This window comes from Streptomyces sp. NPDC032745 (assembly GCF_055579465.1).
This window is the reverse complement of sequence record NZ_JBVING010000001.1, coordinates 127,439-151,734: the sequence shown is the minus strand read 5'-3', so window position 1 is coordinate 151,734 and position 24,296 is coordinate 127,439. Positions and strand designations below refer to the sequence as shown.

Here is a 24,296-nt window from a genome sequence, read left to right as displayed (position 1 = left end):
CTACCTGCCGAGTTCGTTGTCGAGTGCTGCGAAGAGTTCGTCGTCGGTCGCCAGGTCGAGGTCGGCGCCGTCGGTGGCGCCGTCCATCGCCCGGAGCAGACCGCGGAGTCGCGCGGTGTACGCTCCTGCCGGTCCGTCGCTGTCCGCCGCTCCGGCGGCCCAGAGGGCAACCTCAAGTGCGTCCATGGCCGCCTGGACCGGGTCCGCCACTTCGCCGACCAGCTCGCCCCGCAGGTACTCGGCGACGGCTTGGGTGGTCGGGTGGTCGAAGACGAGCGTGTTGGACAACCGCAGTCCGGTGAGGGTGTTCAGCCTGTTGCGCAGTTCGACCGCGGTGAGGGAGTCGAAGCCCAGGTCCAGCAGTCCGCGCTGGACGTCGATCGTCCGCGGGGCCGGGTGGGCCAGGACGATGCCGACCTGTTCCCTGGCGAGGTCGAGCAGCAGCTGCTGCTGCGCTTCCACGTCCAGGCCCGCGAGCCGCTGCGCCAGCGGGATCTCCGCCGGAGCGGAGGCACCCCGGCCGGCTCGGCGCTCGGTGCGCACCAGGCCCCGGTACAGCTCGGGCAGTGCGTCCCCGAGGCTCCGCAGTACCGCGAGGTCGAGTGCCACCGGTGCGAGCACCGGTCGAGTCCCCGCCTCGCCGTCGGCTCGAGGCGCCCTGGCTCCGGCCAGGGCCGTGTCGAGGGCCGCGAGTGCCCGGTCGGTCTGCATCGGCAGGATCCCGTTGCGTGCGAGCCTGGCCCGGTCGGCACGGTCGAGGTCGCTCGCCATCCCGTCCTGCCACATGCCCCAGGCGAGGGACACGGCGGGCAGGCCCTCGGCGCGCCGGTGTTCGGCGAGCGCGTCCAGGAAGGTGTTGCCGGCGGCGTAGTTGGCCTGTCCGGCGTTGCCCACCAGGCCGGCGACGGAAGAGAAGAGGACGAAGTCCGTCAGCTCCAGTCCGGCGGTCAGCTCGTGCAGGTTCCAGGCGGCTTCCACCTTCGGCCGCAGGACCCGGGAGAGGCTCTCCGGGCTCAAGGCCTCCAGCGTGGCGTCCTCGACGACTCCGGCCGCGTGCACGACCGCGGTGAGCGGGTGCTCGTCCGGGATCGAGGCGAGCAGAGCGGCCAGCGCGTCGCGGTCGGCCGCGTCGCACGCCGCGACCCGTACGTCCGCGCCGAGCGCCGTCAGTTCGGCGACCAGGTCCTCCGCCCCGCCCCGCCGGCTGGTGAGCAGCAGGCGACGGGCGCCGCGGCCGGTCACCAGGTGCCGGGCGACCTGGGCTCCGAGTGCACCCGTGCCACCGGTGATCAGCACCGTACGCTCCGGGTCGAACGCGGCGTCGGCGTCCGGGGTCCGGACCTGGTACGGGACCTTGGCGAGCCGGGTCACGTAGGCCTGTCCCTCGTGCAGTTCGAGCTGCGGCCGGGGATCGGCCAGGGCCGCGGCAAGCAGCTCGCGGCCGGCCGGCAGGCCGTCCGTGATCACGTGCTGGAAGCGTCCCGGGTGTTCCGACTCGGCGGTCCGCATCAGCCCGGACAGTGCGCTGTGCGCCAGTTCCCCGGTGCTGAGCACGGCGAGCCGCGCTCCGGCCGGCACGTCGGTGGCGAGCCACTGCCGCAGTACCGCCAGCACCTCCTCCGTGACCCGGCCGGTCTCCTGCACAGTGGCCGGGCGTACCGGAAGGACGACCACGTCGGGTGCGGCCGCGCCGTCCGCCGTCGAGGCGGCCAGGTCGGCCAGGTCGGCGTGGTGCTCGGCGGCCCCGCCGAGGCCGGCCCAGCCGAGGTCGGCCTCGCCGAGGACCACGATGGTCGTGTCGCCACCGGCGGGGAGTTCCACACCGGCCCGCTCCACCGCGTATACGTGCTGGTCGGAGGCGCGGGTCAGCGAGGTCCCCGCCGGCAGGGCCCGCAGGGCGAGCGATGCGACGGTGGCGACCGGTGCGCCCGTCTCGTCGGCGACGGCGACCGCGACCGTTCCGTCCGGGCCGGCCGACAGCTTGACCCGCAGGGTGCCGGTCCGGGACCCGGTCAGCTGGACACCGCCGAAGGAGAAGGGCAGCCGTAGTTCGGCCGACTCCTCCAGGAGCAGTGCGTGCAGCGCGGCGTCGAACAGTGCCGGGTGCAGGGCGAATCCATCGGGGTCGACGGACATCCGTACCTCGGCGTAGAGGTCCTCACCCGAACGCCATGCCGCCCGGAGGCCCTGGAAGGCGGGGCCGTAGTCGTAGCCCCGGTCGGCGAGGCGGTCGTACAGGTCCTCGACCGGCTGGGGCTCGGCGCCGGACGGAGGCCAGGACACGAGGTCGGGTTCGGGGCCGGCGGGAACGGCGGCCACCACGGTTCCGGTGGCGTGCCGGTTCCAGACGTCGCCTTCCTGGTCCCCGCGCGAGTGGACGGCGACGGGCCTGCGGCCTTCTCCGTCGGGGCCGCCGACGGTGATCTGGATCCGGAGCGCACCCTCGTCGGGAAGGACCAGGGGTGCCTGGAGGGCGAGTTCCTCCAGGCGCTCGCAGCCGAGTGCGGCGCCCGCGTGGAGCGCGAGCTCCACCAGGGCCGTGCCCGGGACCAGCAGGGTCCCGGCGACGGCATGGTCGGCGAACCAGGGGTGGCTGCGGGCCGAGATCCGGCCGGTGAACAGGACGCCGTCGGAGTCGGCGAGCGGAACCGCGGCCCCGAGCAGCGGGTGCCGTGCGGAGTCGAGTCCGGCCGAGGTGACGTCGCCGCCGGGCCCCTCCGTGAGCCAGTAGCGCTGGCGCTGGAAGGGGTAGGTCGGCAGGTCCGCGGCCGGTCCGGCGTTCTCGCCGAACAGTGCGCGCCAGTCCACCGGCACGCCCCGTACGTGGGCGTGGGCCACGGCGGTGACGGCGGTGTGCGGCTCGTGGCGCCCGCCGCGCAGCACCGGGACCAGGAGCGATCCCGCGTCGAGGAAGTCCTGCGCCATCGCGCTGAGCACGCCGTCCGGGCCGAGCTCCAGGAAGGTCCGTACGCCTTCGGCCTCCAGGGCGCGGGCCGCGTCCAGGAAGCGCACGGGCCGGCGGACGTGCCGGACCCAGTACTCCGGCGTGGTCAGTTCCTCGGCGCCGACCGGCTGCCCGGTCAGGGTGGAGACGATCGGGATGGTGGGCGCGGCGAACGTGAGCCCCTTCGCGACCGTCTGGAATTCGTCCAGCATCGCGTCCATGTGCGGGGAGTGGAAGGCGTGGCTGACGCGCAGTCGCCTGGTCTTGCGTCCCCGGGCGGAGAGTTCGGCTCCGACGGCCTCCACGGCTTCCGCGTCGCCCGAGAGCACCACGGAGGCGGGGCCGTTGACGGCGGCGACGGCCAGCAGGTCCTCCCGTCCGGCGAGCAGCGGCAGCACCTCCTGCTCCTCGGCCTGCACGGCGAGCATCGCGCCGCCACCGGGCAGTGCCTGCATCAGCCGGCCGCGGGCCGCGACGAGCTGCGCCGCGTCCGCCAGGGACAGGACGCCGGCGACGTGCGCGGCGGCCAGCTCACCGATGGAGTGGCCCGCGAGGAAGTCCGGCCGTACGCCCCAGCCCTCGAGGAGCCGGAAGAGCGCGACCTCGGTTGCGAACAGGGCGGCCTGCGTGAAGCCGGTCTGGTCCAGCGGCGCCGGGTCCTCACCGAAGAGGACGTCGAGCAGCGGCGCTTCCAGCCACTGGTCGAGCTCTGCGCACACGGCGTCCAGGGCCTCGGCGTAGGCGGGGTAGGCGGTGTACAGCTCCCGGCCCATGCCGAGTCGCTGACTGCCCTGACCGGTGAAGAGGAAGGCCGTACGGCCGCTCACGGGTGTGCCCCGCACGGTCAGTTCCGCGAATCCGTCGACCGCTTCGGTGGCGGTGGAGGCCACCACCACGGCGCGGTGCGGCAGTCCGGCCCGTCCGACGGCCAGGGTCCGGCCCGTCGATGCCAGGTCCTGCTGCCCGGTGCCGGCGAGGGCCGCGCCCACCTGGCCGGCCTGCGCCAGCAGGGCCGCGTCGGTGCGCGCGGCCAGCAGCAGCGGCACGACCGGCATCGGCTCGGCCGGCGGGACCGTCCCCTCGGCCGGCGGCTGCTCCACGATGACGTGGGCGTTGGTACCGCTGATGCCGAAGGAGGACACGCCCGCCCGGCGCGGCCGCCCGGACTCGGGCCACGCCACCGCCTCGGTGAGCAGTTCCACCTCGCCGGCGGACCAGTCCACTTGTGGGGTGGGCTCGTCGATGTGGAGGCTCTTGGGGAGCACCCCGTGCTGCATCGCCATGACCATCTTGATGACGCCGGCCACACCGGCGGCGGCCTGGGAGTGTCCGATGTTGGACTTCATGGAGCCCATCAGGAGGGGGGACGGACGCTCCTGCCCGTAGGCGGCGAGTACGGCCTGGGCCTCGATCGGGTCGCCCAGCGTGGTGCCGGTGCCGTGGGCCTCCAGCGCGTCGACGTCCGCGGCGGTCAGGCCCGCGTTGGTCAGCGCTTGGCGGATCACCCGCTCCTGGGAGGGGCCGTTGGGGGCGGTGAGGCCGTTGCTCGCGCCGTCCTGGTTGACGGCGGTTCCGCGGATCACGCCGAGGATCCGGCGGCCGTTGCGCCGGGCGTCGGAGAGCCGCTCCAGCAGGAGGATCCCGGCGCCTTCGGCCCAGGCCGCCCCGTCCGCCTGCGCGGAGAAGGACTTGCACCGGCCGTCCGGTGCCAGGCCGCGCTGCCGGCTGAACTCGACGAACAGGGTGGGCGCGGCCAGTACGGTCACACCGCCGGCCAGGGCCAGCCCGCATTCGCCGTTGCGCAGCGCCTGGGCGGCGAGGTGGACGGAGACGAGCGAGGAGGAGCAGGCGGTGTCGACGGTGATCGCCGGTCCCTGCAGGCCGAAGGTGTAGGCGACGCGGCCGGAGGCGACACTGACCGTGCTGCCGACCGCCAGGTAGCCCTCCAGGGCCTCGGGGGCGTCCTTCAGGCGTGCCGCGTAGTCGTTGGCCATGACACCGGCGAACACACCGGTCTGGCTGCCCTTGAGGGACGTCGGGTCGATGCCCGCGCGCTCGAAGGCCTCCCAGCAGATTTCCAGCAGCAGGCGCTGCTGCGGGTCGATGGCGGTGGCCTCCCGGGCACTGACCCCGAAGAGCTCGGGGTCGAACTGCGGGGCGTCGTAGAGGAATCCGCCGTGGCGGGTGTACGAGGTGCCCACGTGGTCGGGGTCCGTGTCGTACAGGCCGTCCAGGTCCCAGCCGCGGTCGTCCGGGAACGGGCCGATGGCGTCCCGCTCGTCGGACAGCAGCGCCCACAGCTCCTCCGGGGAGCTGACCTCGCCCGGGTAGCGGCAGGCCATCGCGACGATCGCGATCGGCTCGTCGGAGGCGCCGGCGACCGGTTCGGCCACGGCCACCGCGGCGGCCGAGCCGAGCAGTTCGGTCCGCAGGAAGCCGGCCAGCTCGACCGTGTTCGGGTAGTCGAACACCACCGTCGCGGGCAGCTTCAGGCCTGCGGCCGCGTTCAGCCGGTTGCGCAGTTCCACTGCCTTGAGCGAGTCGAAGCCCAGCTCGTTGAAGGCCCGGCCGGGCGGGACCTGGGCGGCGTCGGTGTGCCCCAGTACGGAGGCCACCACGCCGCGGACCAGTTCCAGCAGCGCGCGCTCCTGGTCCTGGGGGGCCAGGGGCGCCAGGCGTTCCTGGAGGGAGTTCCCGCCCGCCCCCTCGCCGACGGCGGCGCGCCGCGCCGGACGCACCAGGCCGTGGAAGAGCGCGGGCAGGGTGCCGTCCTCGCTCTGCCCCCGCAGTCCGGTGTGGTCCAGCAGCGCCGGAACGAGCACCGGCCGACGGGTCGCGAGGGCCGCGTCGAACAGCGCCAGCCCCTGCTCGCTGCCGATGGGAGCGATGCCGCCCCGGGCCATGCGGGCGAGGTCGGCGTCGGTCAGGTGACCGGTCATCCCGCTGCCCTCGGCCCACAGACCCCAGGCCAGCGACGTACCGGGCAGGCCCAGGGCCTGGCGGTGCTGCGCGAGGGCGTCCAGATAGGTGTTGGCGGCGGCGTAGTTGGCCTGTCCCGCGGTGCCGACCGTACCGGCCAGCGAGGAGAACAGGACGAACGCGTCCAGCTCCAGGCCGGCCGTCAGCTCGTGCAGGTGCCGGGCGGCGTCGACCTTGGGGCGCAGCACGGTGTCGAGCTGCTCGGCCTTGAGGGCGTGCAGCGTGCCGTCGTCGAGGACGCCGGCGGTGTGCAGGACCGCGCTGAGCGGGTGCTCCGAGGGGATCGCGTCCAGCATCGCGGCGACCGCCGTGCGGTCGGCCGTGTCACAGGCGACCACGGACACGTCGGCTCCGCGGGCCGCGAGTTCGGCCTCCAGCTCCGGCATGCCCGCCGCGTCCCGGCCGCGGCGGCTCGCCAGCAGCAGGTGCCGTACACCGTGTTCGGCGACGAGGTGGCGGGCGAACAGCCGGCCCAGGGTGCCGGTGGCACCCGTGATGAGCACGGTGCCCTCGGGGTTCAGGGCGGGCACGGTGTCGTCCGTCGTGGGCGACTTGACCAGCCGCGGCACGAGCAGTGCCCCGTCCCGCACACTCACCTGCGCGTCCGGTACGGCCAGCGCACGGCCGAGCTCGGCCTCGGAGAGGTCCCGGTCCGTCAGGTCCAGCAGGCCGAACCGGTCGGGGTTCTCGGCCATGGCGGTACGCACCAGCCCCCAGACGGGAGCCGAGCCGAGTCCGGCCTCCGTGCGGGCGGTGGTCGCGTCACGGGTCACGAAGACCAGGCGCGAGTCGGCGAACCGCTCCTCGGCGAGCCACTCCTGGGCCAGCCGCAGGGCCCGGTGCGCCACGGCGCCGGGGCCGTCCTCGCCGGGGAAGGGGGCCACGACGAGCGGCGGGGTCCCGACGATGCCGGCGAGGTCCGAGTAGCTGCCCAGCGGGGCGGGCAGCCCACACCAGCCGCTGCCGGAGTCGTCGAGGACGGCCCATCCGGCGGCCGGGGCCGCCTCCGGGGCGGTCGTCCACTCCACCTGGAGCAGCGGCTGGCGGGGGGTCCCCGGGCCGGCCAGCCGCGCGGGGTCCACGGCCCGCAGGCTGAGCGTCTTCACCGACGCGATCGGCGTACCGCCGGCGTCGGCGAGGGACAGGGCGGCGCCCGAGCCTTCCGGGGTGATCCGTACGCGCAGCACGCTGGCGTTCACCGCGTGCAGCCGAACGCCGGTCCAGGCGAACGGCAGCGCCAGGCGGCCGTCCTCCGCGAGCGCCAGCGGGTGCAGGGCGGCGTCGAGGAGGGCCGGGTGGATCCCGAACTCGCCCGGGGGGACGTCCTTCGGGAGCGCGACCTCGGCGAACGTCTCCCGGCCGGCGCGCCACAGCGCCCGCAGGCCCTGGAAGGTGGGCCCGTACTGGAAGCCCCGCTCGGCGAGCGTGTCGTACGCCGCCGTCAGGTCGACCGGCTCGGCGCCGGCCGGGGGCCAGGCGGTGTCGGCCGGTACGCCCGCACGTCCTTGCGCGTGACCCAGTACGCCGGTGGCGTGCAGGGTCCACGGGTGGACCGCGGTGTCGTCGGACTCGGGCTCCGGGCGGGAGTGGACCGACAGCGCGCGCCGGCCCTCCTCGTCCGCAGCGTCGACCACGACCTGGAGCTGCACTCCGCCGCGGCCGGCCAGCACCAGCGGTGCCTGGAGGGTCAGCTCGTCGAGCTGGTCGAGGCCGGTGTGGTCACCCGCCCGGATGGCGAGGTCCACGAAGGCGGTACCGGGGAGCAGCACGGTGCCGGCCACGGCGTGGTCCGCCAGCCAGGGCTGCGTGTTCAGGGCGATCCTGCTGCTCAGGACCAGCTTGTCCTCGTCGGCCATCCAGAGCGCGGCGCCGATGAGGGGGTGCCGCTCGGCGGCCATGCCGAGCCCGCCCGCGTCCCCGGCGAGCGCCGGGCCCTCCAGCCAGTGGCGCCGGCGCTGGAAGGGGTAGGTCGGCAGGTCGACGGCCGCGCCGGGTCCGCCGACCACGGCAGCCCAGTCGAGCGGGGCGCCCGAGACGTGGGCCTGCGCCGCGGAGGCGAGGAAGTCATCGAGTCCACCCTCGTCACGGTGGAGCGAGGGCACGGTGACTGCGCTGTCGTACGACGTGTCGTCGATCGTCTCCTGGAGCGCGATGGTCAGCACCGGGTGGGCGCTGGCCTCGATGAAGACGCGGTGGCCCTGGTCGAGCAGGGTCCGGGTGGCCTCCTCCAGCTGGACGGTCTGGCGGAGGTTGCGGAACCAGTACGAGCCGTCGAGCTCCGTGCCGTCCAGCGGCTGCCCGGTGACGGTGGAGAGGAAGGGCACCTCGACGGCGCGCGGGGTGAGCGAGGACAGGGCGTCGAGAAGCTCGTCCCGCAGGCTTTCGACGTGCGCGGAGTGGGAGGCGTAGTCGACCGGGATGCGCTTGGCGCGCATCTTGTTGGCCTTGCAGTGGGCGACCATCTCCTCAAGAGCGGTCACCTCTCCGGCGACCACCACGGAACGCGGGCCGTTGTGCGCGGCGATGTCGATGGCGCCGTCCCAACGGGTGACGAGCTCGCGGACCTCGTCGGCGGGCAGGGCCACCGAGACCATCCCGCCCGTACCCGCCAGCTTCACGATCGCCCGGCTGCGCAACGCCACGACCTTCGCCGCGTCGTCCAGCGACAGCGCCCCCGACACCACGGCCGCCGCGATCTCGCCCTGCGAGTGACCGATCACCGCGTCCGGCTCGATGCCCACCGAACGCCACAACGCGGCCAGGGACACCATCACCGCCCACAGCGCGGGCTGCACCACGTCCACCCGGTCGAAACCGGGCGCGCCCTGCGCACCGCGCAGGACGTCCAGCAGCGACCAGTCCGTGAACGGCGCCAGCGCCCGCTCGCACTCCACCAGCCGGGCGGCGAACACCGGGGAGGAGTCGAAGAGTTCCAGAGCCATGCCCTGCCACTGCGAACCCTGCCCCGGGAACACGAACACCGTCTTGCCCGAGCCCGTGACCGCGCCCTGCACCAGGTTCGCCGCGGAACCGCCCGAGGCCAGCGCCCCGAGGCCCGCCAACAGCTCATCCCGGCCGGCGCCCGACACCGTCGCCCGGAAGGGGAGGTGCGGGACCCGGGTCGCGAGAGCCGAAGCCACCCGCGCCGGGTCGACGTTCTCCGAGGCCAGCAGCTCGCGCACCTGGCCGGCACGCGCCGCCAGGGCCGCCTCGCTCTTCGCCGACACCACCAGCGGAAGCCCCGCCACCACCGGCTCAGCGGCCACGACCGGCTCCGGGCCCTGCTCCAGGACCACGTGCGCGTTCGTACCACTGATACCGAACGAGGACACGGCCGCGCGGCGCGGACGCGCCACCTGCGGCCACGCCCGACGCTCGGTGACCAGCTCCACCGCACCCGTCGTCCAGTCGACGTGCGGCGTCGGCTCGTCCACGTGCAGCGTCGCCGGAAGCTCCCCGTTGCGCATCGCCATCAGCATCTTGATGATGCCCGCGACACCCGCGGCAGCCTGCGTGTGACCGATGTTCGACTTGATCGATCCCAGCCGCAGCGGCTCTTCGCGGTCCTGGCCGTAGGTGGCCAGCAGCGCGTTGGCCTCGATCGGGTCACCGAGCCGGGTACCGGTGCCGTGCGCCTCGACCGCGTCCACCTCGTGCGGAGCGAGGCGGGCGTTGGCGAGGGCCTGGCGGATGACGCGTTCCTGCGAGGGCCCGTTGGGGGCGGTGAGACCGTTGCTCGCACCGTCCTGGTTGACCGCGGAACCGCGGATCACACCAAGGATGTTGTGCCCGAGCCGCCGGGCGTCCGACAGTCGCTCCAGCACCAGCATGCCCGCGCCCTCGGCCCAGCCCGTGCCGTCCGCCGAAGCCGCGAACGACTTGCAGGTCCCGTCCGGCGACAGACCGCGCTGACGCGAGAACTCGACGAAGGTCGTCGGCGTGGACATCACGGTGACACCGCCGGCGAGTGCCATCGAGCACTCGCCCTGGCGCAGCGCCTGAGCGGCCAGGTGCACCGCTACCAGCGACGAGGAACACGCCGTGTCCAGCGTCACCGCCGGTCCCTCGAAACCGAACGTGTAGGCCACCCGGCCCGACAGGACACTCCCGATCGTGCCCGTCAGCAAGTGCCCCTCGAAGCCCTCCGGAGCACTCCCCAGCCGCGACCCGTAGTCGTTGTACATCACGCCCGCGTAGACACCGGTCGAGGAACCGCGCAGCGAGGCGGGGTCGACTCCGGCACGCTCCAGCGCCTCCCACGCGACCTCCAGCAGCACACGCTGCTGCGGGTCGGTCGCGATCGCCTCGCGCGGGCTCAGACCGAAGAACTCGGCGTCGAACTCGGCTGCCTCGTAGAGGAATCCGCCCTTGCGCGTGTACGACTTGCCGATCTTCTCGGGGTCCGGGTCGAAGAGGCCTTCCACGTCCCAGCCGCGGTCGGACGGGAACTCGTCGATCGCGTCCCGGCCCTGCGCCACGAGCCGCCACAGGTCCTCCGGCGAGGTGACCCCGCCCGGGTAGCGGCACCCCATGCCGACCACGGCGATCGGCTCGTCCAGTCCCGGGGCGTGGGCGGCCACCGACGGGACGACGGCCGTTCCGGCCGCGTCGAGCCGGTCGAGCATGAAGTCCGCCACCGCCTGGGGCGACGGGTGGTCGAACACGAGGGTGGTGGGCAGTCGCAGCCCGGTCACCGAGTTGAGCCGGTTGCGCAGTTCGACACCCATGAGGGAGTCGAAGCCGGTCTCCTTGAATGCCTTGGCCGGGTCGATGCCGGCGTTGGCCCCGTGCCCGAGAACCAGCCCCACGGTCTCCCGTACGGTCTGGAGTACGGCCTGCGCCCGCTCCTGCGCGGACAGCGCGATCAGCCGCTGGACCCACGACGAGTCGGCGCTGCGGGCGGCGCCGGCCGCCTGCCGGCGGCGGACGCGGACCAGGCCGGTGAACAGCTCGGGGAGCGCGTTCTCCTCGGCCCGGGCGCGCAGGGCGCCCAGGTCGAGTTCGGCGGGGACCAGCAGCGGCTCCGCCGAGGCGAGCGCCGCGTCGAACAGGTCGAGACCCAGTTCCGGGGTCAGCGGGACGATTCCGCTCCGCTTCCACCGCGCGACGTCGGCGTCGGCGAGGGTTCCGGCCATGCCGTCGGCGCTGTCCCACAGGCTCCACGCGAGGGAGGTGGCGGGCAGGTTCTGGGCGCGGCGGTGCTGCGCGAGGGCGTCGAGGAAGGTGTTCGCGGCCGCGTAGTTGGCCTGGCCGGCGTTGCCCATGAGACCCGCGATGGACGAGAACATGACGAACGAGGCGAGGCCGAGGGACTCGGTGAGGCGGTGGAGGTTCCAGGCCGCGTCCACCTTCGGACGCATCACCCGCTCCAGCTGACCGGCCGACAGCGACGCGACCGTCGCATCGTCCAGGACACCCGCCGTATGCACCACGGCAGTCAGCGGACGCTCGAGCGCGACCTCGTCCAGCAGACCCGCGAGCGCGTCGGGGTCCGACACGTCGCACGCCGCGGTCCGGGCCCGCGCACCCAGCTCCGCCAGCTCCGCCACGAACTCGGCAGCACCCGGGGTCTCGCCACCACGACGCGACACCAACAGCAGGTGCCGCGCGCCGTGATGCGTCACCAGCCGGCGCGCCACCAGACGGCCCAGCGTACCCAGAGCGCCGGTCACCAGGACCGTACCCTCCGGGTCCAGGCCCTCCACCGCACCCGCCACGGCGCCCTCGGCACGCGTCAGACGCGGCACGAACAACTCGCCGCCCCGCACCGCCACCTCAGGCTCACCCGAAGCCAGCACGGCAGGCAGCAGCTGCGGACCACCCTCGTCCACGTGGACGAGGACCAGCCGGTCGGGCTGCTCGGTCTGCGCAGTACGGATCAGGCCCACGAGCGGGGCCGTGTGCAGCGCGCCGTCCGGCACGACGAGGACGAGGCGGCTCTCCGCGAACTGCGGGGCGGCCAGCCACTCCCGCACCGCCTCCAGCCCGCGCGCCGCCGTGGCGTGGGTCTGGTCGAGTACGTCACCGGTGGTGGCGACGACGAGCTCCTGCTCGCCGATCACCACGAACTCCGGTACGGCAGATCCGGCGTCGACCGCGGCGCTGAGCGCGGCGAGGTCGGCGTAGGGCGCCTCGCCCAGCCGGACCCAACGCTGGTCGGCGACCGGCTCGGCCGCCGGGACGGCCTCCCAGGCCACCCGGTACAGGGACTCCACGGCCGGGCCGGCAACGGCGAGCTGATCGCGGGCGATCGGCCGCAGGGCGACCGACTCGATCGCCGCCACCGGAGCGCCGGCGCCGTCGGCGAGAGCGAGTCGGGCCGTGTCCTGGCCGGTACGGGTCCAGCGGACGCGCAGTACCGTGGCACCGACCGCGTGCAGCACGAAGCCCGAGAACGAGAACGGCAGACGGATCGTGCTGTCGTCCGGTGCCGAGGCCGAGGCCTCCAGCACGAGCGGGTGCAGAACCGCGTCGAGGACGGCGGGGTGCACGCCGAAGCGCGCGGCTTCGGTGTGGAGCTGGTCGGGCAGGACGACCTCGGCGAAGAGGTCGTCGCCGGCGCGCCAGGCGGCGCGCAGGCCGTGGAAGGCCGGCCCGTAGCCGTAGCCCAGGTCGTCGAGGCGGTCGTAGACGCCGTCCAGCGGGATGGGGGTGCCGTCGGCCGGGGGCCACTGGTCCAGGGGAACGCCCGGCGAGGGGACGGAGGACGTGAGCAGGCCGGCCGCGTGGGCGGTCCACTGCTCCTCACCGGTCCGCGAGTACACGGTGAACCGACGATCGCCGCGCGCGTCGGCCCGGTCGACGGTCAGGCGCAGCTGGGCGCCCGTCCTCTCCGAGAGGATCAGGGGTGCCTGGAGGGTGAGTTCCTCGACGGTGGCGTAACCCAGCTGCTCGGCCGCGGTGCCCGCGAGCTCCAGGAACACCGTCCCCGGAACCAGGACCGTCCCGCCGATCGCGTGATCAGCCAGCCACGGATGCGAGGACAGCGACACCGAAGCCGAGAACTGCACCGCATCACCATCAGGCTCCGTGATCATCGCAGCCAGCAGCGGATGATCCACGGCCGTCAGACCCAGACCCGCCGCATCACCGGAACGCGGGGCGTCCAGCCAGAAGCGCTCACGCTGGAACGCGTACGTCGGCAGCTCCACCACACCGGAACCCGGCAGGAACCCCTCCCAGTCCACATCCACGCCGTGTGCGTGCACAGCGGCCAGGGCGGCGAGGAGGGAGCGCTTCTCGGCACGGTCCTTGCGCAGCGCCGGAACCACGACGATGCCCTCGGTGTCGGCCAGGCACTCGCCCGTCAGACCCGCAAGCGTCCCGTCGGGACCGAGCTCCACGAACGCCGTCACACCAAGACCGGCCAGCGTGGCGATGCCGTCGGCGAAACGGACCGCCGAACGGGCCTGAACGGCCCAGTACTCGGCGGTGAACTCCTCGACCACCTCACCGGTGACGTTCGAAACGACCGGGATCCGGGGAGCCGAATGGGTGAGGGTCCGGGCGACCTCGGTGAGCTCCGCCAGCATTGCGTCCAGGTGCGCGGAGTGGAAAGCGTGGCTCACCTTCAGCCGCGTCGCCTTCACGCCCTCCCCGCGAGCCAGCTCCAGGACTTCGAGCACTGCCGTCTCGTCACCCGAGATCACGGTGCTTGCAGGGCTGTTGAACCCGGCCACGTCCACACCGGAACGACCCTCGAGCCACCCGGCGACGCGCGCTTCGCCCGCGTTCAGGGCAGCCATCGCCCCGCCCTCGGCAACACCCTCCATCAGACGCGCCCGCGCACACACCAGACGCGCGGCGTCCTCGAGCGACAGCACACCCGCCACGTGGGCCGCCGCCAGCTCACCCACCGAATGACCCACCAGATAGTCCGGGGTCACCCCGTAATGGGACAGCAGACGGAACAGGGCCACCTCGACCGCGAACAACGCCGGCTGGGTGAACACCGTCCGCTGGAGCAGCTCCGGCCCACCCTCGATCACCCCGGCGAGCGAACGGTCCAGGTGGACGTCCAACGCCCCGACGACCTCGTCGAACGCAGCCGCGAACACCGGCTCCGCCGCGTACAGCTCACGGCCCATACCGACACGCTGACTGCCCTGCCCGGAGAACAGGAACGCCACCGAACCCGCCGCCGCCGGAACGGCCTCGCCCGGGGTCAGCGCCCGCAGAGCCTCCAGGAGCTCCTCACGGGTCTCCCCCACGACCACCGCACGGTGATCGAAACGAGCACGCGAGGCGGCCAGCGAACGGCCCACCGCCGCGACGTCCAGCTCCGGCCGCTCCGCCAGGAACGACACCAGCCGGTCCGCCTGCTCCGACAGAGCGGCCCCCGACTTGCCCGACACCACCCACGGCACCGGACCCGGCACCGACCGCTCCTCCACGGGAGCTTCGCTCTGCGCGACCTGCTCGACGATGAGGTGTGCGTTGGTACCGCTGATGCCGAAGGCCGAGATGCCCGCCCGGCGCGGCCGGGAGAGCTCCGGCCACTCCTGGGCCCGCGTCAGCAGCTCCACCGCGCCGGCCGACCAATCGACGTGCGAGGTCGGCTCGTCCACGTGCAGCGTCGCCGGGAGAACCCCGTGACGCATGGCCATGACCATCTTGATCACGCCCGCGACACCCGCCGCGGCCTGCGTGTGACCGATGTTCGACTTCAGCGAGCCCAGCCGAAGCGGCTCCTCGCGGCCCTGGCCGTAGGTGGCCAGCAGCGCCTGCGCCTCGATCGGGTCGCCGAGCTTGGTGCCCGTGCCGTGCGCCTCCACCGCGTCCACCTCGGACGCCGACAGGCGGGCGTTGGCCAGCGCGGCGCGGATGACCCGCTCCTGCGAAGGCCCGTTCGGGGCCGTCAGGCCGTTGCTCGCACCGTCCTGGTTCACGGCGGAACCACGGATCACCGCGAGCACCTGGTGCCCGTTGCGCTCCGCGTCCGACAGCCGCTCCAGCACCAGCAGACCCACGCCCTCGGCCCAGCCCGTACCGTCCGCCGCCGAGGAGAACGCCTTGCAGCGCCCGTCCGGCGACAGCCCGCGCTGCCGGGAGAACTCCACGAACATGCCGGGCGTGGCCATGACGGACACGCCGCCGGCGATGGCCACGGAGGACTCGCCCTGGCGCAGCGACTGCGCGGCGAGGTGGAGCGCGACGAGCGAGGACGAGCAGGCGGTGTCGACCGTCACCGCCGGGCCCTCCAGCCCGAAGGTGTAGGCCAGCCGGCCCGAGGCCACACTGGCGCTGTTGCCCGTCAGCAGGTAGCCGTCGTACCCGCCGGACGGCTCGTGCAGCCGCGGCCCGTACTCCATTGCCGTCGCGCCCACGTAGACACCGGTACGGGTGCCGCGCAGCGCGGCGGGGTCGATGCCCGCCTGCTCGAAGGCCTCCCAGGCCGTCTCCAGCAGCAGCCGCTGCTGGGGCTCCATGGCCGCCGCCTCGCGGGGACTGATGCCGAAGAACTCGGCATCGAACCGGTCCGCGTCGTACAGGAAACCACCCTGGGTGGCGTAGGTCTGGCCGGGGCTGTCCGGATCGGGGGTGAAGAGCGCATCAAGGTCCCAGCCCCGGTTGGCCGGGAATCCGCCGACCGCGTCGGCCTCGCTGCTGACCAGACGCCACAGGTCCTCCGCAGAGGCGACCCCTCCCGGCAGCCGGCACGCCATGCCCACGATCGCGATCGGCTCGTCGGGGGCCACGGCCTCGTACGCGTCGTCCTCCTGGTCCTGGTCCAGGTCCAGGCCGCGGAGCTGACCACTGAGGTGTTCGGCGAGTACGGCCGGGGTCGGGTAGTTGAAGAGGAGGCCGGGGGGCAGCGAGAGCCCGGTTGCCCTGTTCAGCGCGTTCCGGAGCTCGACGGCCGAGAGGGAGTCGAAGCCCAGGTCGTTGAAGGTCGTGTCGATGTCCACGTCGCGCGCCGATCCGTGGCCGAGCACCGCTGCCACGTGCGCGAGCACCAGCTCCAGCTCATCGCCGCGCCGCGCGGACCGCTTCGGGGCGCTCCGCCTTGCCGCGACGGTCCGGCCCCGGACCGGCCCGGTCGCCGTACCCTCCAGCCAGAAGGGCTCACGCTGGAAGGCGTACGTGGGCAGGTCCACCAGGCCCGGACCCGGCAGGAACCGCTCCCACTCCACCTCCACGCCGTTGGCGTGCGCCTCTGCGACCGAGGCCAGGAAACGAGCCCGTCCACCGTCGCCGCGCCGCAGCGATCCGACGACAACGGTGCCGCCTACGCCGGCCTCGTCGGCCGTGTCGCTGAGGGCCGAGGTGAGCACCGGGTGCGCACTGACCTCGATGAAGACGCGGTGCCCGTCGTCGAGCAGAGCACGGGTGGCCTCTTCCAGCTGGACGGTCCGGCGGAGGTTGCGGAACCAGTACCCGCCGTCGAGCTCCTCGCCGTTCAGCGGCTGCCCGGTGACGGTGGAGAAGAACGTGATGTCACCGGTACGCGGCGTGACGCCGGCCAGCAGCTCCCGCAGCTCGTCCTCCAGCAGGTCGACGTGGGCGGAGTGGGAGGCGTAGTCGACCGGAATGGTGCGGGCACGGTATCCCTTGGCCTCGCTCTGAGCGACGAGGTCGGCCAGGGCCTCCGGGTCGCCGGAGACGACCGTGCTCGCGGGGCCGTTGTGTGCGGCGATGTCGATCGCGCCGCCCCAGTGGGCGACGAGCTCGCGGACCTCGTCGGCCGGCAGCGCGACCGACACCATCCCGCCCGTACCAGCCAGCTTCACGATGGCCCGGCTGCGCAGCGCGACGATCTTCGCCGCGTCCTCGAGCGACAGCGCACCGGCAACCACGGCCGCCGCGATCTCACCCTGCGAGTGACCGACCACCGCATCCGGCTCGAAGCCCGCCGAACGCCACAACGCGGCCAGGGACACCATCACCGCCCACAGCGCGGGCTGCACCACGTCCACCCGGTCGAAGTCCGGCGCGCCCTCAGCGCCGCGCAGGACGTCCAGCAGCGACCAGTCCGCGAACGGCGCCAGCGCCTGCTCGCACTCCACCAGCCGGGCGGCGAACACCGGGGAGGAGTCGAAGAGTTCCAGAGCCATGCCCTGCCACTGCGAACCCTGACCCGGGAAGACGAACACCGTCTTGCCCGCACCGCCCGGCAGCGCACGGCCCGACACCACACCAGCCGCAGGCATGCCCTCAGCCAGCGCCCGAACGCCCGCCAGAAGCTCCTCGCGAGTCTCCCCCACGACCACCGCACGGTGATCGAAACGAGCACGCGACACCGCGAGCGACCGACCCACCGCCGCGACGTCCAGCTCCGGCCGCCCCTCCAGGAACGACAGCAGCCGCTCCGCCTGACCGGCCACGGCCTCGGCCGACTTGCCCGACACCACCCACGGCACCGCACCCGAGCCGGACTCGGCGCCGGGCAACTCCTCTTCCGCTGCCGGCTCGGTGCGCCCGTCCGAAAGCACGACGTGGCAGTTCGTACCGCCCATGCCGAACGAGCTGACACCCGCGTAGAGCGGCTCGTCCGGCCGCGGCCATGCCCCGAGGCTGCGCTGCACGGCGAGCTTCCACTCGTCGAACGGAATGTCCGGGTTGGGGGTTTCGAAGTTCAGGCTCGGCACGAGCTCGCGGTGACGGATGCAGAGCGCCGCCTTCAGCAGGCCGACGATGCCGGCGGCACCCTCGAGGTGTCCGACGTTGGTCTTCACCGATCCGACCCGCAGCTCGGCTCCGTCCACGCGGCCGTCACCGAGCACCGCGCCCAGGGCCGACGCCTCGATCGGGTCGCCCACCTTGGTTCCCGTGCCGTGCAGTTCGACGTACTGCACCTGCTCCGCGGACACCTTGGCACGCTCGTACGCCTGCCGCAGGACATCCTGCTGGCCGGCCGGACTCGGCGCGGCGAGACCCTCGGTCGTCCCGTCGTTGTTCATCGCGCTGCCGTGCAGCACGCAGTAGACCGGGTCGCCGTCCGCCATGGCGGCGTGCAGCGGCTTGAGCACCACGAACGCGCCGCCCTCACCGCGTACGTATCCGTTCGCCCTGGCGTCGAAGGTGAAGCTGAGGCCGTCGGGTGAAAGTGCGCCGAACCGCTCCGCGCCGATGGTGCTGTCCGGCACCAGATTGAGGTTGACACCGCCGGCGATGGCCATGGCGGACTCGCCGCGGCGCAGGCTCTCGACGGCCAGGTGCACGGCGACCAGCGAGGAGGACTGGCCGGTGTCCACGGCCGCACTCGGTCCGTGCAGCCCCAGGGTGTAGGAGATCCGGTTGGCGACGACGCCGCGGTTGAGACCGGTCAGGGTGTGACGGGTGATGGCTTCGACCCCGTGCTGACGCGTGAGGGCGGCATAGTCGTCGGCAATGACGCCGACGAAGACACCGGTCCGGCTGTCGGCGAGGTCGGACGGGACGATCCTGGCGTCCTCCAGTGCCTCCCAGGCGAGCTCGAGCATCAGCCGCTGCTGCGGGTCCATCGACGACGCCTCACGCGGACTGATACCGAAGAAGCCCGCGTCGAAGCCGCTGACGTCCTCGAGATAACCCCCCGGCCGAGAGGGCAGTCCGGGGCGGCCGGCCGGGGGCGCGCCGATCGCACTGCGGCCGTCGCGCAGCAGCTGCCACAGTTGCGCGGGGTTCTCCGCGTGCGGCAGTCGGCAGGACATACCGACGATGGCGATGGCCTCGGTCGATGTCGACGTGTCAGCTTGGAATTCACCCATGGTCGGTCGCCCTACCTATTGTTACGTACGATGCCTGAGCGGAGGCGTAGCACTCGCAGCGGTGCCGCGAGTGCTACGCCCATGTGAATCTGTTTCGTTTGCAGCTACGAGCTGGTGGTCGACTCGTATTGCGAGACGAGCACCCGCTTGAGAACTTTTCCGCTGGACCCCATCGGGAGAGCGTCGGTGAACTCGACTCGGCGAGGGTACTTATAAGCGGCGAAACGCTGTTTGCCCCATTCGATGAGCTCTTCGCCCGATCCAGAGGTGACGTCCTCCGGCCGGGCAGGCACGACAATCGCCCAGACCTCCTCACCAAGCACAGGGTGCGGAACACCGATCACCGCCACCTGCGCCACGTCCGGGTGCCCGAGGAGGGTCTCCTCGATTTCGCGCGGATAGACGTTGTAGCCACCACGCAGAATCAAGTCCTTCTTACGGCCCACGACCGAAAGGTAGCCGTCGCCGTCCAGCCTGCCGAGATCACCGGTGAGGAACCAGCCGTCGATCAGAACCTCGGCGGTGACATCCGGGCGACCCAGATATCCGGCCATGACATTCGGACCGCGCACCACGATCTCGCCCACCTCACCGACGGGCAGGAGATCGATCCTGTCGGCATTCGGCCGGGCTATACCGACGGTGATGCCGGTGATCGGAACACCGACAGTTCCGGGCCGAAAAGTCAGGCCGGGATAGTGGTAGGCAACGCTGCAGGAGGTCTCGGTCATCCCGTAGCCCTCGTACACAGGACATCCGAACGTGCTTCGGACGTCCTCGAGGGTCTTGACCGGAAGCGCCGATCCCCCGCTGTACACGCGGTCGAGCCGAGGAACCGGCTCTCCCTGGGCCACCGCGTCGAGCAACTTGAAATACATGGTCGGCACGCCCATGAACACCGTGCACCGGTGTTCCGTCATCAACGCGAGGGCCTCCCGTCCGGAGAACCTCGGCATCATGACGATGGATATACCGGCGCGGAATCCGGTCAGCATGCCGCAGATCTGACCGAAGCCGTGCGACAGCGGAAGGCACCCGAGCAGTACGTCGTCGCTCCGGAACATGTACGGAGTGGCGACCATCCTCTCGACGTTGTACAGGATGTTCCGGTGGGTGAGCATCACACCCTTCGGCTCACCCGTCGTACCGGACGTGTAGAACACGACCGCGACGTCGTCGGGTTCCCGCACCGCGCAATCGTCGATCGGCGCCGTGTCCTGTGCCGCGTCCTCCAGGTCGACCGTGCCCGCGGGGCCCGGGCCGACCGTGAGGAGCACCGTGCCGAGCGGCTCCGCCGCCTCGCTCGCCCGGGCGAGCAAGGGGGCGGCGCACACCAGGAAACGGGCGTCGGCATCGGTCAGTACGTGCTCGATCTCCGACGCGGTCAGCATGACGTTCAGCGGGATCGCGACGGCGCCGGCCGCCAGCACGCCGAAGTACACAGCCGGGAACTGCGGGGTGTCGGCCAGGAGCATGGCGACCCGGTCTCCTGGCCGTACCCCGTTGGCTCGCAGCACGGAGGCGTAGCGGCGCGCCTGTTCCCACAGCCACCCGTAGGTGAAGTGCTCGGACTCGTAGATCACGGCCGAATGTTCGGGTCGCCGCGCCGCCGTGTCGGCCAGCACGCCGGCAACTGACATGGTCATTACGACAGGAGTCCGTCTTCCGCGGCGGTGCGGGCGCCGCCACCGCGGAGCGCGGACGTGGACCAGTCCCGGGCGCTGGCGGTCGGAATGTCCAGTTCCTTCCAGATCCCATGAAGGGCGTCGGCGAAGTTCTCGACGTCCTTCTGGTCGTGCACGGCGGACGGAGCGATCCTCAGGATCTCCTCGCCCGCGGGCACGCTGGGGGCGTTGATGGACTGGACGTAGATCCCGTGCCGCTCGAACAGCAGCTGGGACGCCCGCTTGCACAGATCGTCATCACCGACGAAGGCCGCAACGATATGGGAGTCCGTCGAAATGAACGGGATGTCGGCCGAGATCAGCAGGCTGTGCAGAAGCTGCGCATTCTCCGAGAGAAGCTTTCGCTCGATGTCGGAGGACCGCAGGTACTGGACCGACGCCAGCGCACCGGCCGCGACCGCCGGCGGCAGCGAGGTGGTGAAGACGAACGAGCGCGAGAAGGTCCGCACCGCGTCCACGAGGGCCGCCGGTCCCGCAATGTAGCCGCCGACCGTTCCGTAACCCTTTGCCAGGGTACCCATCACCACCGTGAACCGGTCGGCGATGCCTTCCCGCGCGGCTATGCCGGCGCCCTGCGGGCCGTACATGCCGACCGCGTGGACCTCGTCGATGAAGGTCGTGGCACCGTACTTGTCCGCAATGTCGGCAATCTCGGCGAGCGGCGCAACGTTGCCCGACATGGAATAAACGGATTCCACGACGATAAGCTTCGGGGAGTCCGCGGGAGCGGCCGCGATCAATTCTTCCAGGTGGGCGACGTCATTGTGCCTGAAGACGTGCTTCTTCGCGCCGCTGTGCCGCAGACCGTCGATGATCGAGGCGTGGTTCTTCGCGTCGGAAAATACGATGGTGTCCTGCGGGAGCCCCGCCAGTACGGAGAGGGACCCCTCGTTGGCCGTGTATCCCGACGTGAAGAGGAGAGCGGATTCCTTGCCGTGCAGATCCGCCAGCTCGTTCTCGAGAAGGACATGGTAGTGGTTGGTTCCACCGATGTTCCGGGAACCTCCGGAGCCTACGCCATGGGCATCGATCGCGGCGTGCATGGCCTCGACGATCTGGCGATTCTGACCCATTCCCAGATAGTCGTTGCTGCACCAGACGCTTACTTCCGAATCCACCCCGTCGCGCCGCGCACTGGCCAGGGGGTAATGGCCGGAACGGCGGCCGATCTCCAGGAACTCACGCTTGCTTTCAGCAAGATCGTCAGCGGTGTTCCCACTCAGGTATGATGCCAGGTGAACGTTCATTCACTCGCCTTCTCGACGTAGCGGTTGGATTGACCTGCGAACCGAAAGGTCTGCGCTAGGAATACTGCGACTTCAGGAGCGCCTTGTCGGGCTTGCCGTTGCTGTTCATCGGCAGTTCGCTCAGGACATGTATCTTCTCGGGCACGTGAATCGGGGACAGCTTCTCGGAAATGCTCGCGCGGATTTCCTCCACTTCGACCACCTCGGCCGGATCGCATTCGATTGCGGCGTGGATGTGATCGCTCCCGTCCTCGTCCTGCACGCCGTAGACGGCGGCGTGCCGGACACCCGGGTGGGCAAGGATTTCCGCCTCGAGAACGATGGGGTGAACCTTGACGCCACCGACCTTGACGACGTGGGCCACCCGGCCCAGGAGAGTCAAATAGCCCCGCTCGTCGAGACGACCGATATCTCCGGTGAAATACCATCCGTCACGAAGAACTCGTGCAGTCAGTTCCGGTTCACAGTTATAGGCGTCCATCATCTGAGGCGAGCGGACGCGAACCTCACCGGTTTCCCCGACCGCCAGTTGCACACCCGAATCCGAGTTGCAGACAGCAAGTTCCACCCCAGGGAAGGGCCGACCGACAGTGGCCGCGAGATCCGGGTCGCCGTGCTCCTCAGGCGTCAGGATCGTGATCCGACCACACTCGCTCGCGGCATAACCCTGCGCCAGAGCGGGGCCGAAGATCCGAAAAGCCTGTGCAATTCTGGCGGGCGCCGCGGGGCTGCCGCCGTAGACGATCCGCTTCAGCGAAGAAAGGCCCGCAGCTTCCAAGGCATCCCTGTCGCCGATTCCTCGCTCAAGCAAATGATCGAGGACGTGGAACACGTGATTTGTCGCCATGAACGTCCACGAGATCTCCTTTTCTGCGGAGACGTTGTCCACGAACTTCTCGGCGTCGAAGGCCTCATGGACATAGAGCGCTCCGCCCATGGCGAAGACCGCGTCTGCCATCGGGGCGACGCCATGACTCAGAGGGGTCGATATCAGGATCGACGCACAGTCGTACTCACGACCGACATCCATCCATGCACGCACGGTGGCTTCCCACGCCCGGCCCGACAACCGGATTCCCTTGGGCCGTCCCGTGCTGCCACTCGTGAAGTTGATGAAGGCCAGCGCATTCGGGTCCCATGAAACGGCGTCCAGGGCATCGGCAACATCGGCCCGGCCGGCCTCATCGCCTTCCCCGTACTGAAGGCGCGTCACCGGGATCCCACTACCATCAGCAAGCTCTGCCGCGCGCTCCGAACCTTCGGCATCGGCATAGATGGTCATGGCTTCGGTCTCACGCAGGATCTGGATCTGGTGATCCAGCGGGAGGACCGTTGCCCTGGTACCAGGGTTAGTGGTTCGCAAATAGCACACGGCGCCGCCGAGCAGGTGCGTCGCGTACCGCACGGTGAGCGTCTCAGGGCTGTTGGGTGCGACCAGGACCGCTACCACATCCCCCTTGCCCACTCCGCGGTTGCGCAGCGCAAGGAACGTTTCAGTCACGGACCGGATCAGATCGCCACCGGAGAAGGCTTCGCCACGCCAATGGAAGAAATCTCGATCCGGCGCGGCTGCGAGCAGCGAGAGGATCTCCGAGACATAACTTTGACTTGCGCGCCACCAAGGCTCGGGCAGGCTCATGGGACTTCCTTTTATTTTGCCAACTATAACGACGTTTCTAATTGGGCGATTCAATCTTCGCCGCGCAACGAAGTAAGCGGTAGATCGTTCGACTGGCTATAACGGAGTGCCGGAAGGCATCACGATCTGGGTAGCCGATCGGCGCACCGCGCGGGCCACCCAGGGGGCGGCGGGGTCGTGGGGGAACGCCTCGGGGCCCGTGCGGCGCCCCGTGTCCGGAGGGCAGGCCTTCTGGACCGCGCCCTTCATGCCGAACAGCGCCCTACCTGAGCAGGGGCGCCAGGTCGCGGGTCCAGGCGTCGCGGGCCTGGGGCCAGGTGGGGGTGCAGCCTCGGGTGCGGTCGGCCAGGTCGGGGTGGCGCTCGGGGGCCGCACCGTGGAGCAGACAGAGGTGGGCGGCGGCCCGGGCGGCGGGCGGTGCGTGCTCGTCACGGCCGGCTTCGGGGTCCGGGGGTGTGCGGGCGTAGGCCTCGGCGGCGGCGCGGAGCGCCCGTTCGCCGTCCGGGCCCTGACGGATCAGCATCAGCGCGGCGAAGCGGTCGGCGGCGTCCTCCTCGGCGCGGTCCCCACCGACCGGCAGGTCGAGCGCGTCGACGAGGGCGTGGCCGGCCTCGTGGTACAGCGTCTCGGTCATCACGTCGGCCGCTTCCCCGTCCGTCGTGACGAGCTCCCGTTCCTCCGTCAGGTCGTCGTAGCAGAGCTCGATCCGCCGGGTGTCGGGGTCGTAGCCGGATCCTTCCCCTGCGCAGGAGCGGGCGAGGACCGTGACCGTGTACGGGAGGTCGAGGTAGGCGTTGAGGGCGTCGGCCGCCCGCTCCGGCAGTCGCCGCTCGCGCAGGAAGCGGGCGTGGGCGGCATCGGCCTGCGCCGGCTCCTCGTACCGCGGTACGAATCCGCGCGGCGCGGCCCCGGGCTGCGCGTCGCAGCCCGCGGAGGCGAGCAGTACGGACACGCACAGTACGAGGGTCTTCCACCGTCGGCTCATCCGCCCAGGCTAGAACGTACATATATGCGTGCGAGCGACCGAAGTTGGACCAACTCCCTCTGATCTAGCTCAAGTTCCCTCGCGCTCGCGGCAGTCCCGGCGGACACTTGGGGCACGTTGCCGGAGCT

At 71.4% G+C, this 24,296-nt stretch carries 5 protein-coding genes; all 5 read right to left on the bottom strand.

All coding sequences use genetic code 11. The features are described 5' to 3' along the window. Complete coding sequence (locus ACZ5WG_RS00665) at positions 1–18,612, bottom strand: SDR family NAD(P)-dependent oxidoreductase (RefSeq protein ID WP_468719630.1); 18,612 nt, start codon at positions 18,610–18,612, stop codon at positions 1–3. 104 nt (positions 18,613–18,716) lie between these two features. Next, positions 18,717–20,258, bottom strand: a complete 1,542-nt coding sequence (locus ACZ5WG_RS00660; RefSeq protein ID WP_468719629.1) for a long-chain-fatty-acid--CoA ligase — start codon at positions 20,256–20,258, stop codon at positions 18,717–18,719. Then, positions 20,258–21,544 (bottom strand): 5-aminolevulinate synthase, encoded by a 1,287-nt coding sequence (gene hemA, locus ACZ5WG_RS00655; protein ID WP_468719627.1) that lies wholly within the window; start codon positions 21,542–21,544, stop codon positions 20,258–20,260. The genes ACZ5WG_RS00660 and hemA overlap by 1 nt, the downstream gene beginning before the upstream one ends. Before the next feature lie 55 nt (positions 21,545–21,599). After that, on the bottom strand, positions 21,600–23,183 hold the full coding sequence (locus ACZ5WG_RS00650; protein ID WP_468719626.1) for a class I adenylate-forming enzyme family protein: 1,584 nt from the start codon (positions 23,181–23,183) through the stop codon (positions 21,600–21,602). Positions 23,184–23,445: 262 nt separating this feature from the next. Continuing rightward, a complete protein-coding gene (locus ACZ5WG_RS00645; protein WP_468719624.1) occupies positions 23,446–24,168 on the bottom strand; it encodes a DUF4344 domain-containing metallopeptidase in 723 nt (240 codons plus the stop codon). Between the last annotated feature and the right edge of the window lie 128 nt (positions 24,169–24,296).